At 59.6% G+C, this 13,800-nt stretch carries 10 protein-coding genes; 7 read left to right on the top strand and 3 right to left on the bottom strand.

Annotated elements, in window-relative coordinates:
- Positions 1–12: 12 nt before the first annotated feature.
- The 5 genes from clpX to IF199_RS19505 all read left to right on the top strand — a co-directional run bounded on the left by clpX (position 13) and on the right by IF199_RS19505 (position 7,474).
- Positions 13–1,296 carry an ATP-dependent Clp protease ATP-binding subunit ClpX gene (gene clpX, locus IF199_RS19525; RefSeq protein ID WP_007951558.1) on the top strand — a complete coding sequence of 428 codons (1,284 nt, stop codon included), beginning with the start codon at positions 13–15 and terminating at the stop codon, positions 1,294–1,296.
- A gap of 162 nt (positions 1,297–1,458) precedes the next feature.
- Positions 1,459–3,855 (top strand): endopeptidase La, encoded by a 2,397-nt coding sequence (lon, locus tag IF199_RS19520; RefSeq protein ID WP_096822335.1) that lies wholly within the window; start codon positions 1,459–1,461, stop codon positions 3,853–3,855.
- Between the two features lie 148 nt (positions 3,856–4,003).
- A complete protein-coding gene (locus IF199_RS19515) occupies positions 4,004–4,276 on the top strand; it encodes an HU family DNA-binding protein (RefSeq protein ID WP_096822334.1) in 273 nt (90 codons plus the stop codon).
- A 233-nt stretch (positions 4,277–4,509) separates the two neighbouring features.
- Positions 4,510–6,381: a SurA N-terminal domain-containing protein gene (locus IF199_RS19510; protein WP_102621719.1), complete on the top strand. Its 1,872-nt coding sequence runs from the start codon at positions 4,510–4,512 to the stop codon at positions 6,379–6,381.
- Between the two features lie 226 nt (positions 6,382–6,607).
- Positions 6,608–7,474 carry a DUF2242 domain-containing protein gene (locus tag IF199_RS19505; protein WP_192558453.1) on the top strand — a complete coding sequence of 289 codons (867 nt, stop codon included), beginning with the start codon at positions 6,608–6,610 and terminating at the stop codon, positions 7,472–7,474.
- Positions 7,475–7,789: 315 nt separating this feature from the next.
- On the opposite strand, the gene IF199_RS19500 is transcribed toward IF199_RS19505, so the two are convergent.
- Positions 7,790–8,830 (bottom strand): AraC family transcriptional regulator, encoded by a 1,041-nt coding sequence (locus tag IF199_RS19500; RefSeq protein ID WP_192558452.1) that lies wholly within the window; start codon positions 8,828–8,830, stop codon positions 7,790–7,792.
- Between the two features lie 3 nt (positions 8,831–8,833).
- Complete coding sequence (locus tag IF199_RS19495) at positions 8,834–9,964, bottom strand: carbon-nitrogen hydrolase family protein (protein ID WP_192558451.1); 1,131 nt, start codon at positions 9,962–9,964, stop codon at positions 8,834–8,836.
- A 205-nt stretch (positions 9,965–10,169) separates the two neighbouring features.
- Here IF199_RS19495 and IF199_RS19490 point away from each other — a divergent pair, with 205 nt between their 5' ends.
- Together IF199_RS19490 and IF199_RS19485 are read left to right on the top strand one after the other, a co-directional pair.
- Entirely contained in the window at positions 10,170–12,206 is a 2,037-nt protein-coding gene (locus IF199_RS19490; protein WP_192558450.1) for an oxidoreductase, read from the top strand.
- A gap of 41 nt (positions 12,207–12,247) precedes the next feature.
- Positions 12,248–13,156 carry a 1-aminocyclopropane-1-carboxylate deaminase/D-cysteine desulfhydrase gene (locus IF199_RS19485; protein ID WP_192558449.1) on the top strand — a complete coding sequence of 303 codons (909 nt, stop codon included), beginning with the start codon at positions 12,248–12,250 and terminating at the stop codon, positions 13,154–13,156.
- Here IF199_RS19485 and IF199_RS19480 read toward each other — a convergent pair.
- The gene (locus tag IF199_RS19480) at positions 13,153–13,707 is read right to left on the bottom strand and encodes a cytochrome b (protein WP_096822327.1); all 555 of its coding nucleotides are present in this window, start codon (positions 13,705–13,707) and stop codon (positions 13,153–13,155) included. The genes IF199_RS19485 and IF199_RS19480 overlap by 4 nt on opposite strands.
- Positions 13,708–13,800: the final 93 nt, after the last annotated feature.

Below are 13,800 nucleotides of genomic sequence, written 5' to 3'. Positions count from 1 at the left end.
TGGATCGAACGAATGACTGACACCCGCAACGGCGAGGACAACGGCAAGCTGCTCTATTGCTCCTTCTGTGGCAAAAGCCAGCATGAAGTGCGCAAATTGATTGCCGGCCCCTCGGTCTTTATCTGCGACGAGTGCGTCGACCTGTGCAATGACATCATCCGTGAGGAGGTGCAGGAAGCACAGGCCGAAAGCAGCGCGCATAAATTGCCTTCGCCTAAAGAAATCAGCGGCATCCTTGACCAGTACGTAATCGGTCAGGAGCGTGCAAAGAAGGTTCTGGCGGTAGCGGTGTACAACCACTACAAGCGTCTGAACCAGCGTGACAAAAAGGCTGACGACGTCGAACTCGGCAAGAGCAACATCCTGCTGATCGGCCCGACAGGCTCCGGTAAAACCCTGCTGGCCGAAACTTTGGCCCGCTTGCTGAACGTTCCGTTCACCATCGCCGACGCAACCACCCTCACCGAGGCGGGTTATGTGGGTGAAGACGTCGAGAACATCATTCAGAAGCTGCTGCAGAAGTGCGATTACGACGTGGAAAAGGCCCAGATGGGCATTGTCTACATCGATGAAATCGACAAGATTTCGCGCAAGTCCGACAACCCGTCGATCACCCGGGACGTTTCCGGTGAAGGCGTGCAGCAGGCCTTGCTCAAGTTGATCGAAGGCACGGTCGCTTCCGTTCCGCCGCAAGGTGGTCGCAAGCATCCGCAGCAGGAGTTCCTGCAGGTCGACACCCGTAACATCCTGTTCATCTGCGGTGGTGCGTTCTCCGGTCTGGAGAAAGTGATTCAAAACCGTTCCACCAAAGGTGGCATCGGTTTCAACGCAGAAGTACGCAGCAAGGAAGAAGGCAAGAAAGTCGGTGAATCCCTGCGTGAAGTCGAGCCTGACGATCTGGTCAAGTTCGGTCTGATCCCGGAATTCGTCGGTCGTCTGCCGGTCCTCGCGACGCTGGACGAGCTGGATGAGGCTGCATTGATGCAGATTCTCACCGAGCCGAAAAATGCCCTGACCAAACAGTACGCCAAGCTGTTCGAGATGGAAGGCGTGGATCTGGAATTCCGTTCCGACGCGCTGAAATCGGTCGCCAAACGTGCCCTGGAGCGTAAAACCGGTGCCCGTGGCCTGCGTTCGATTCTCGAAGGTGTGCTGCTCGACACGATGTATGAAATCCCCTCGCAGTCCGAGGTGAGCAAAGTCGTGATCGATGAAAGTGTGATCGAAGGCAAGTCCAAGCCACTGTATATCTACGAAAACAGTGAGCCGGCTGCCAAGGCAGCACCGGACGCCTAAGCGTCCAGTCTGCTGGAATAAAGAAGGGGCCTTCGGGCCTCTTTTTTTTTAAGAAATTTTAACGTCCTCATAGCGCTTGTTTTTTTTGGAAGCAGCCCCCATCTTGGTTTCAAGCTTAATTCCATCTGATTACGGCCATATGGCCGCCGTAGAGGCGAAATCATGAAGACCACCATCGAATTGCCTCTCCTGCCATTGCGTGATGTCGTTGTGTATCCGCACATGGTTATCCCGCTGTTCGTGGGGCGCGAGAAATCCATCGAAGCCCTCGAGGCCGCGATGACGGGCGACAAGCAGATCCTGCTGCTGGCCCAGAGAAACCCGGCTGACGACGATCCCGGAGAAGACGCTCTGTATCGCGTTGGCACCATCGCCACCGTTCTGCAACTGCTCAAGCTGCCTGACGGCACCGTCAAGGTTCTGGTCGAGGGCGAGCAGCGTGGCGCTGTCGAGCGTTTCAGCGAAGTCGACGGCCATTGCCGCGCCGAAGTGTCGCTGATCGATGAAGTCGACGCCGCCGAGCGCGAGTCCGAAGTCTTCGTGCGCACGCTGCTGTCGCAGTTCGAACAATATGTTCAGTTGGGCAAGAAAGTCCCGGCTGAAGTCCTGTCGTCGCTCAACAGCATCGATGAGCCTGGCCGTCTGGTAGACACCATGGCCGCGCACATGGCGCTGAAAATCGAGCAGAAGCAGGAAATCCTCGAAATCATCGAGCTGCCGGCACGTGTCGAGCACGTCCTGGCCTTGCTGGATGCTGAAATCGATCTGCTGCAGGTCGAAAAACGCATCCGTGGCCGCGTCAAGAAGCAAATGGAGCGCAGTCAGCGCGAGTACTACCTGAATGAGCAGATGAAGGCCATTCAGAAAGAGCTCGGCGACAGCGACGAAGGCCACAACGAAATCGAAGACCTGAAAAAGCGAATCGATGCCGCTGGCCTGCCGAAAGACGCGCTGGCCAAGGCCACTGCCGAGCTGAACAAACTCAAGCAGATGTCGCCGATGTCGGCTGAAGCCACCGTCGTGCGTTCCTACATCGACTGGCTGGTGCAGGTGCCGTGGAAGGCTCAGAGCAAGGTGCGTCTGGACCTGGCTCGTGCTGAAGACATTCTCGATGCCGATCACTACGGCCTCGAAGAGGTCAAGGAGCGCATCCTTGAATACCTCGCTGTGCAGAAGCGCGTGAAGAAGATTCGTGGCCCGGTGTTGTGCCTGGTCGGTCCTCCGGGTGTGGGTAAAACCTCGCTGGCGGAGTCGATTGCCCATGCCACCAACCGCAAATTTGTGCGCATGGCCCTCGGTGGTGTGCGTGACGAAGCGGAAATCCGTGGTCACCGTCGGACTTACATCGGTTCGATGCCAGGAAGATTGATTCAAAAGATGACAAAGGTGGGCGTCCGCAACCCGCTGTTCCTGCTCGATGAAATCGACAAGATGGGCAGCGACATGCGTGGCGATCCGGCGTCGGCGTTGCTGGAAGTGCTCGATCCGGAGCAGAACCACAACTTCAACGATCACTATCTGGAAGTCGATTACGACCTGTCGGATGTGATGTTCCTGTGCACCTCGAACTCGATGAATATTCCGCCGGCGCTGCTGGACCGGATGGAAGTGATCCGTCTGCCGGGCTACACCGAAGACGAAAAGATCAACATCGCCGTCAAGTACCTGTCGCCGAAGCAGATTGCAGCCAACGGCCTGAAGAAAGGCGAGCTGGAATTCGACGAAGAAGCGATCCGCGACATCATTCGTTACTACACCCGTGAAGCCGGTGTGCGTGGCCTCGAGCGGCAGATTGCCAAGGTCTGCCGCAAGGCGGTCAAAGAGCATGCACTGGAAAAACGTTTCTCGGTGAAAGTGACAGCTGATCTGCTGGAACACTTTCTCGGTGTCCGCAAATTCCGCTATGGTCTGGCCGAGCAACAGGATCAGATCGGTCAGGTGACCGGCCTGGCCTGGACTCAGGTCGGCGGCGAACTGCTGACCATCGAAGCCGCTGTCGTACCGGGTAAAGGTCAACTGATCAAGACCGGTTCGCTGGGTGACGTAATGGTCGAATCGATCACTGCGGCCCTGACCGTGGTGCGCAGCCGTGCCAAGAGCCTGGGCATTCCCCTGGACTTCCACGAGAAGCGCGACACGCACATCCACATGCCGGAAGGGGCTACGCCGAAAGACGGTCCTAGCGCCGGTGTAGGCATGTGTACTGCGCTGGTGTCGGCTTTGACGGGTATTCCTGTGCGTGCCGATGTCGCCATGACCGGCGAGATCACCCTGCGTGGTCAAGTCCTCGCCATTGGCGGTCTGAAGGAAAAACTGCTGGCCGCTCACCGTGGCGGAATCAAGACAGTGATTATTCCGGAAGAGAACGTGCGCGATCTGAAGGAGATTCCTGACAATATCAAGCAGGATCTGCAGATCAAACCGGTTAAATGGATTGACGAGGTCCTGCAAATTGCGCTGCAATACGCGCCGGAGCCCTTGCCGGATGTGGCTCCGGAGATAGTTGCCAAGGACGAAAAACGTGAGTCTGACTCTAAGGAAAGAATTAGCACGCATTAATACGCTTTTGCCTGGGGGGCTTCCTTGACAGCTTTTTAGAGCCCTTGTTATAAAGCGGCTCTTAAGTGTCTGTAGGCCATTCAGCACTCGTTTTTGCTTTCACCAAAAAACTTAGAATCATACTCAAATAGATATAAGGGGACTTAGAGTGAACAAGTCGGAACTGATTGATGCTATCGCTGCATCCGCTGATATCCCGAAAGCTGCTGCTGGCCGTGCGCTGGACGCTGTAATCGAATCCGTCACTGGCGCTCTCAAGGCTGGCGACTCCGTAGTTCTGGTTGGTTTCGGTACTTTCTCCGTAACTGATCGTCCAGCTCGCGTTGGTCGTAACCCACAGACCGGCAAGACTCTGGAAATCGCTGCTGCCAAAAAGCCAGGTTTCAAAGCCGGTAAAGCCCTGAAAGAAGCCGTCAACTAAGTTTGATTCAGGTTTTTACCCATCCGGGTCGGGGTCATGCCTGACTTGGCAGCGGAGCGGTAGAGCAGGCGGTTTGGAATAATTGCCTGCTACACCGGGATCGAGGGTTCGAGCCCTGTCCGCTCCGCCAGTTACGAGAAGGCGCATCCTCGGATGCGCCTTTCTTCTATCCGGATTCTACCCACGCTCCACGGTTGCCTAATTTTTGAAGTTCAACCGTTTCTGGGGGACGCATGCTGCAGAATATCAGGGACAATTCACAAGGCTGGATTGCCAAGACCATTATCGGGGTCATCGTTGCACTGATGGCTCTGACCGGTTTCGACGCCATTTTCAAGGCCACGACTCACACCAACGAGGCGGCCAAGGTCAATGGTGAAGAAATCAGCCAGAACGAGCTGAGCCAGGCCGTTGACATGCAACGCCGTCAGCTGATGCAACAGCTGGGCAAGGACTTCGATGCTTCCTTGCTCGACGAAAAAATGCTGCGCGAGTCGGCCCTCAAGGGTCTGATCGATCGCAAGCTGCTGCTGCAAGGCGCAGAAAAATCGAAGTTCGCTTTCTCCGAAGCGGCGCTGGACCAAGTGATCCTGCAAACACCTGAATTCCAGGTTGACGGCAAGTTCAGTTCCGACCGTTTCGACCAGGTGATCCGTCAACTGGGCTACAGCCGCATGCAATTCCGCCAGATGCTGGCTCAGGAAATGCTGATCGGCCAACTGCGCGCCGGTGTGGCGGGCAGCGGTTTCGTGACTGACGCTCAAGTGCTGGCCTTCGCCCGTCTGGAAAAACAGACCCGTGACTTCGCCTCGCTGAGCATCAAGGCTGACCCGGCGGCAGTGAAGCTGACCGACGATGAGGTCAAGGCTTACTACGACGAACATGCCAAGGAATTCATGACCCCGGATCAGGTGGTCATCGATTACCTCGAGCTGAAGAAGGCTTCTTTCTTCGACCAGGTCGCCGTCAAGGACGAAGACCTGCAGGCGGCGTATCAGAAAGAGATCGCCAACCTGTCGGAGCAGCGTCGTGCGGCGCATATTCTGATCGAAGTGAATGACAAGACCACCGAGGCTCAGGCCAAGGCGAAGATCGAAGACATTCAGGCACGCCTGGCCAAGGGTGAGAAGTTCGAAGCGCTGGCCAAGGAGTTCTCGCAGGATCCGGGGTCGGCCAACAATGGCGGCGACCTGGGTTATGCCGGTCCTGGCGTTTACGATCCGGCTTTCGAAAAAGCCCTGTATTCGTTGAACAAGGATCAAGTGTCCGAGCCGGTTCGCACCGACTTCGGTTTCCACCTGATCAAGCTGCTGGGCGTCGAAGCACCGGAAGTTCCGACTTTCGCCAGCCTGAAAGACAAGTTGACCCGCGAGCTGAAAACCCAGCAAGTCGAGCAGCGTTTCGTCGAGGCGACCAAGCAACTGGAAGACTCTTCGTTCGAATCGTCTGACCTGGCTCAGCCGGCGCAGGATCTGAAACTGACCGTGCACACCTCCAAGCCGTTCGGCCGTGAAGGTGGTGAAGGTGTTGCAGCCAACCGCGCCGTGGTGACTGCAGCGTTCAGCACCGAAGTACTGGAAGAGGGTGCCAACAGCACCGCCATCGAGCTGGATCCGGAAACCGTGATCGTGCTGCGCGCCAAGGAGCACCTCAAGCCTGCGCAACTGCCGCTGGAAGCCGTGGCGACTGCCATTCGCACCCAGTTGGCCAAAGAGCACGCCAGCGCTGCTGCCAAGACCAAGGCCGAGCAACTGATCGCCGGTCTGCGTGATGGCAAGACCCCGCTGGACAAGGCCATCGACGGTCAGAACTGGAAAGTGACCCAGGCGGCCACCCGCGCCCAGGAAGGTGTTGATCCAGCCGTGCTGCAAGCACTGTTCCGCATGCCGAAACCGGCAGGCAAGGACAAGCCGACTTTCAGCAGCGTGACACTGCCTGATGGCAGCCTGACCATCGTGCGCCTGAACGCTGTGAACGAAGCCGCTGCGCCGACCGATGAAGAGAAAGCGCAATACCGTCGCTTCCTTGCCTCGCGTGAAGGCCAGCAGGACTTCGCGGCGTACCGCAAGCAGCTGGAAAGCGAAGCGGACATCAAGCGTTTCTGATGCCTGACTGAGCGACAAAAAATGAGCCCCGGATGAACATTCGGGGCTTTTTTTTGCCTATCAATCACTGGGTGACAGGATTTTCATCGACCATTGGCCGGTTTGCCTTTTTCCCTGCACCCATGACCGGTAGAGTTGTAACTGTTTTAAGACACTAATCCGTACGCCGCGGGGCAGCGATATGTTGCACAATACGCCCCGGACCGTTTTTCCCTCAGGATGTTTAATGTTGAATTCTATTCCCGTGCGTTTCATCGGGTTGGCGTTGTTGCTGACCGCCGCTGCCGGCTGCTCCAAGGACAAGCCTATCTACGAGCATGAGAACTTCGACGACTCCGGCACCTTTTCGCGCAATTACCCGGTCACCGACACCGCCAGTTGCGAAGCGGCTCGCCGGGCGTTGCTCAGCCAAGGCTACATCATCACCAGCAGCGACCCGAAACTGGTCAGCGGACACAAGAGTTTCCAGCAGACCGGTGAAACCCACCTGGAGATCAGCTTCAACGTCGTGTGTGCCGATGATGGTAGCGCTGGCCACCACGCCACGGTATTCGCCAACGCCTTGCAGGACCGCTACGCGCTGAAGAAGACCAACAACTCGGCCAGCCTGGGGGTTGGCGTGCTGGGCTCGGTGTCGATGCCGATCGGCTCCTCTGACGACTCGATGGTCAAGGTGGCCAGCGAAACCGTGTCCTCGCAGAAATTCTACGAGCGCTTCTTCACTCTGGTGGAGCTGTTCCTGCCGGCGGATGCGAAGAAAGCTGCGCACATCACCGAGAAGCCGAAGGCCGATCTGGGCGTGCCGGAACCCAAGGCAGCGCCGGCCGCATTGGCTCCGACGCCAGCGGCTGAACCGACTCCGGCCCCAGCCCCGGCCGCCGCACCTGCTGCGACCCCGGCCCCCGCAGAGCCGGCTCCGGTCAGTTCAGAGCCGGTCGTTCCACCGGCTGAAGCAGCGCCGATCACCCCGGCACCAGGTTCGGAGCTGGTTCCAGCAGCAGCGCCGGCAACGGAAGTCATCACGCCACCGGCCAATCCGACGGATCTGCCACCGCCGTCCGAGCCGATTCCGGCAATGCCAACCGGGCATTGATCGGTTGCGGGAGCGACGCAACGTCGCTCCTGCTTCGATTTCTGTGTGATCTGAAATGTCGGTTCACACATTCTGAAAATATCCCCGCGATAAATCCCTGACCGCCTGCTACGTTTATTTCATGAAGGCTGCGTTTCATTTTTCCTTCATACGGGCACTTTATGCTCGAGGCACTGGTCATTTGCTCCAGGCCATTTCAGCAAAGCAGTTAGGGGGATTACACGATGGATGACTATCAAGAAGAACTGCTCGAATTCCAGGCCTACGAACTGGATTCACCGGAGCCTGCGGAAGACGCCACCGAGCTCTGACGCTTCAACCGGTCTTGCGGTGACTGCGGCGAAACTCGCCCGGCGTCTGGCCGTTCCAGCGCTTGAAGGCGCGCTGGAAAGCTTCGGCCGAGGCAAAACCCAGCAGGTAGGCGATTTCACCGAACGCCAGTTCAGTGTCACGGATGTAGGTCATCGCCAGATCACGGCGAGTGTCGTTGAGGATCGCGCGAAACTGCGTGCCTTCTTCGGCCAGCTTTCGCCGTAACGTCCAGGTCGGTAGCTTCAGGCGCGCCGCCACTTCTTCCAGGTCGGGTTCACGACCGCCATTGAGCAACGGTCCGAGCAATTGCGTGATGCGTTCGCGCAGGCTGCGGGTTCGTGTCAATTGTTCCAGTTCCCGATCACACAGTTGCAGCAGATGCTTCCAGGTGCTGGGGCAATGCTCCGGGTTGCGTGCGGCCAGGCTGGTGAGGCTCAGACGCAGCTGATTGTGCTCGGCGCCGAACTGGATCGGGCAGTCGCCGAGTACGGCGTAGGCGTCGCGATAATCCGGGGTGTCGAATTCGATCTCGATCCGTTCGGCGCGCAGCGGTTCGGGGCTGACGCTGGACAACTGATGCAGCCAGCCAGCGATGATCGAATCCACCACAAAGCGGTTGTAGGCGTTGTACGGGCTGATCGAGTAGAAGCGCAGCCAGGCACCGCTGGCATCCTCGTGGAAACTCGACTGGCCGCGATAATTGGAACCGTACAACGGTTCGAAGCGCGTCAGGCAGCGGGCGGCTTCGCGCACGGTCGGTGCCTGCGCTGCGGTGACGCCGGCCAATCCCGCCTGGCTCAGTCGACTGAGCTGGCCCATGCGCAATCCGAGTGCCGGATCGCCGGTCAATTGGATCGCGCCATGGCCCAGGCGCATGTAGCGCGGGATCGACAGGCGTGCCCCGGCCTCGGCCAGCCGTGCTGCGTCGAGGCCGTATTGTTCGAGCAGCGGTTGCGGGTCGGCGTCATGGCTGCGCACGGCATCAGCGAGGCTATGGACGAAGCCCACTGACAGATCCCCGAGGCGCATCGGCAGCGGCTTCATGGTTTACAACCAGAGGTTCAGCAAGCGCGCGCCACGGGCTTCACCGTCGGCGAACTGCTGGCCGTTGCTGCTGAGGAAGCTCTGCCCGGAGCTTGGCTTGTCCCAGAACTGCCCGCGCAGGAACACGCTCATGCCGGCAATCGCCCGGCTGCCCGGTGGTTGTGCCGTCAGGGTCAAGCGGTGCCAGGCCTGGCCTTCACTGACCTCTCCCGGTTTGAGGCTGACCGAGTCTGGCACGTTCAAACCTCTGTAGCCCTGCCAAGGCAGATCCCACACGCCATGACCGATGACGAACGCGGGCACCGCAATCAGTTGCGCGCCTTGCTCGTCGAGTCTGCGATAGTTGTCCGGGTACCAGCTGTCGTTGCCGATCAGCACGCCGAGGCGCCCGGCCGGGGTATCGATCACATTGATCCGGGAGACATCGTTGGATGGCATCGTGTCATCCTGATCGAAGATCGGGCGCATCTGCCGCTGTGGCTGACCGAGCGGGGCGCCGTCACGACCGAACACCACGCTGGTGTTGTACAGCGCGCCATTGCCGACCTTGAGCCGGCCGTCGATGATGTTCGGTTCCGGAAGCACGATCGAGCCGGCGACCAGGGTGATGTGGAATTCCTTGGCCAGACCGCCGAACAGCAGCTGATAGTCCTTGGCCATGTCTCGGGATTTCATCCGCAAGTGGGCGTCATCCAGACGGCTGCTGCCCCTGGCGGTGAGCCAGGCGCGGGCGAATTGCAACGGATTGCTGGCGGCCAGCCAGTTCATCGCTTCGGCGAGGGTGGGGGCCTGGTACAACTCGTCTTTCTCGCCACTGATCATCAGCCAGGTGCCGACATGCTCGGGCAATACCACGATGGTTTTATCATTGAGCAAACCCTGATCCTGAGCCTGCTGCAAATAAGCGGCGAGTTTGCGGTGCAGGCGTTCGGAGCTTTGATAGTCGGTCGGGAACAGTTCCGGCTGAATCCCCAGCAGGTTGCCACGGTCGGCTCGGGTGCCTTGATCGACCGCCAGTTTGATCCGCAGGTCCGACAGGTAATGACCGGCCGGGCGGTCAGCCGCCCACATGGCGTAGAAGGTAAGCGCGGCGACAAGCGCCATGGAAAAGGTCAGGTACAAAAGTTTGCGCATGAAATCCAACAACAGCCGGGTACAGGGTGTGCGACTAGGGTAGGGCCCATGCCTGCGCTTGCCAAGGGGCGCTGCGCATTTGGATCAATAACTTGTCAGTTACGGTCATTGAGTGACAGCGATGCGACTCTTAGTCTGTCGAACATGACTGACGGGGGACGCAGAGCTCCCGCATTTTCCGTGATCGCTCGCTGTGGAGTTACCGATGACCGCCACTTACCCGCACCTGCTGGCCCCGCTGGACCTGGGATTCACCACGTTGCGCAACCGCACCCTGATGGGCTCGATGCACACCGGCCTTGAAGAGAAGCCGGGTGGTTTCGAACGCATGGCGGCGTACTTCGCCGAACGTGCCCGTGGCGGCGTCGGCCTGATGGTCACCGGCGGTATCGGCCCGAACGACGAGGGCGGCGTGTACTCCGGTGCAGCCAAGCTGACCACCGAGGAAGAAGCGCTCAAGCACCGCATCGTCACCCGCGCCGTGCATGAGGCGGGCGGCAAGATCTGCATGCAGATCCTCCACGCCGGCCGTTATGCCTACAGCCCGAAACAGGTCGCACCGAGCGCGATTCAGGCGCCGATCAACCCGTTCAAGCCCAAGGAGCTGGACGAGGAAGGCATCGAGAAGCAGATCAGCGATTTCGTCACCTGCTCGGTACTGGCCCAGACCGCCGAGTACGACGGCGTGGAAATCATGGGTTCCGAAGGCTACTTCATCAACCAGTTCCTCGCGGCTCACACCAACCATCGTACCGACCGCTGGGGCGGCAGCTACGAAAACCGCATGCGCCTGCCAGTGGAAATCGTTCGCCGGGTGCGTGAAGCGGTCGGCCTGAACTTCATCATCATCTTCCGCCTGTCGATGCTCGATCTGGTGGAAGGCGGCAGCACCTGGGAAGAGATCGTCACCCTGGCCAAAGCCATCGAGCAGGCCGGCGCGACCATCATCAACACCGGCATCGGCTGGCACGAAGCACGGATTCCGACCATCGCCACCAAAGTGCCGCGTGCTGCGTTCAGCAAGGTCACGGCCAAGCTGCGGGGTTCGGTGAGCATTCCGCTGATCACCACCAACCGTATCAACACCCCGGAAGTCGCCGAGCAGATCCTCGCCGAAGGCGATGCCGACATGGTGTCGATGGCGCGCCCGTTCCTCGCCGACCCGGACTTCGTCAACAAGGCCGCCGAAGGCCGCGCCGATGAAATCAACACCTGCATCGGCTGCAACCAGGCCTGCCTCGATCACACTTTCGGTGGCAAGCTCACCAGTTGCCTGGTCAACCCGCGTGCCTGCCACGAGACCGAGCTCAACTACCTGCCGGTCAAGCAGATCAAGAAGATTGCCGTGGTCGGTGCCGGCCCTGCCGGTCTGTCCGCCGCCACTGTTGCCGCTGAGCGCGGGCATCAGGTGACCTTGTTCGATTCGGCCAGCGAGATCGGCGGTCAGTTCAACGTCGCCAAGCGTGTGCCGGGCAAGGAAGAGTTCTACGAAACCCTGCGCTACTTCAAACGCAAGTTGCAGATCACCAACGTCGAGGTGTGCCTGAACACCCGAGTCGATGTGGCGAAACTGGTAGAGGGCGGTTACGACGAAGTCATCCTGGCGACCGGTATTGCACCGCGCCTGCCGGCGATTCCGGGCGTCGAGAATGCCAAAGTGCTGAGCTATCTGGATGTGCTGCTCGAGCGCAAACCGGTCGGCAAGCGGGTGGCGGTGATCGGCGCCGGCGGTATCGGTTTCGACGTGTCGGAATTCCTCGTCCATGAAGGCGTGGCCACCAGCCAGGATCGCGCTGCGTTCTGGAAAGAGTGGGGCATCGACACCCACCTCGAGGCCCGTGGTGGTGTGGCCGGGATCAAGGCTGCACCGCATGCACCGGCCCGTGACGTGTTCCTGCTGCAACGCAAGAAATCCAAGGTCGGCGACGGTCTGGGCAAGACCACCGGCTGGATTCACCGTACCGGTCTGAAGAACAAGCAGGTGCAGATGCTCAACAGCGTCGAGTACCTGAAGATCGACGACGAAGGCTTGCATATCCGCATCGGCGAAACCGGCGAGCCACAAGTGCTGCCGGTGGACAACATCGTCATCTGCGCTGGTCAGGATCCGCTGCGCGAGCTGCAAGAAGGGCTGGTGGCAGCCGGGCAGAACGTGCACCTGATCGGCGGCGCCGATGTGGCGGCCGAGCTGGATGCCAAGCGTGCGATCAATCAGGGTTCGCGTCTGGCCGCCGAGCTCTGATCCACCCTAGAATGCCGGCTCTTTGCACAGAGCCGGCCTTCATGTTTCTGCCTCCCACCGACTGGCTGGCCCCAGCCCCTCTCGAACCCCTTCATCTGGACTGGCTCACTGCCGCCGGCATTGAAGTCGCGATTCTGCGTCTGGACCGGATCGACCCGCTGATCAGCGGCAACAAGTGGTTCAAACTCGTCGAACACCTCAAAGCCGCCGACCGTGCGGGCGCCGAAGGCATCATCAGCCTGGGCGGTGCGCACTCCAATCATCTGCATGCACTGGCTGCGGCGGGCAAGCGCTTGGGATTCGCAACGGTCGGTTTGCTGCGCGGGCATCCGCAGGACACGCCGACGGTCAGGGATCTGCAGGACTTTGACATGCAGCTGCACTGGCTCGGTTTTGGTGGCTACCGGGCGCGGCACGAGCCGGGGTTCTGGCAGCCGTGGCTGGCGCAATATCCGACGCTGCATCCGGTGCCCGAAGGTGGCGGGGGATTACCGGGTGCGCTGGGTTGCGCATCACTCAAGGATCAGGTCAGTGAGCAAATGGGCAAGCTCGGTTGGGACGACCATGACGGTTGGTGGCTGGCGTGCGGCACTGGCACCACGCTCGCGGGACTGGTTCTGGCGGAGGCGGGTAAACACCCGGTGTATGGCGCCATGGCCGTGCCCGACGATCACGGCGTCGCGGCCAACGTCGAAGCGATTGTCGGTGACATCGCAGGCTACGAACTGATCGACGCCAGCCGTGGCGGTTTCGCCAAAGTCGATGCGCCGCTGCTTGAGTTCATCGCACAGACTGAACTGGCCAGCGGCATTCCCCTCGAACCGCTGTACACCGGCAAGGCCTTGCTGGCGCTCAAACAGCAGATCGAGGCGGGCCGCTTTGCCCGTGGAACGCGACTGATCTTCGTCCACACCGGCGGCTTGCAGGGCCGGCGTGGATTCGACGGCTAAACCTGGTTGCGCTTGGGCATCATCCGCAGCAGTGTGTTATCGCCTACCACGTAGTGGTGATACAGCCCTGCCAGCGCGTGCAGGCCGATCAGCCAGTAGCCGATATTGCCGATCAACACGTGCCAGTGTTCAACCTGCTTGGCGAAGGCTTTGTCCTCTTGCACCAGCAACGGCAGGTCGAAACCGTAGAACATCACTTGATGACCTTCGGCGCTGGTAATCAGCCAGCCAAGAATCGGCATGCTGATCATGAACAGGTACAGCGCCCAGTGCATCAGTCGGGCCAGTGCGGTCTGCCATTGCGGTGAAGCCGGGAAGATTTTCGGTGCCGGGCCGATGCTGCGGGCCAGCAGGCGAAACCACACCAGCACGAACACGGTCAGGCCGAGCATGTAATGCGCTTCACGGATCAGCGAGCGGCCACCACTGCCCTTGGGAAAGATGCCTCGCAATTCCATGCTGGCATACACCAGCACCAACAACACCAGCATCAACCAGTGCAACAGGACTGACACGGTGCTGTAGCGTGATTCGGAACTTGTCCACGGCATACGGTATTTCCTCACGGATCAGGGTCGAAACGTGCCGTTCTTGAGCGACGGCATGCTTTAACTGTAATCCGCTTTGGCCGATTTGCGCGTGTC

It is taken from the genome of Pseudomonas allokribbensis (genome assembly GCF_014863605.1).
In the GTDB taxonomy this organism is placed as follows: domain Bacteria; phylum Pseudomonadota; class Gammaproteobacteria; order Pseudomonadales; family Pseudomonadaceae; genus Aquipseudomonas; species Aquipseudomonas allokribbensis.
Note: the sequence above shows the minus strand (reverse complement) of the source record. Positions and strands in the feature narration are given on the sequence as shown.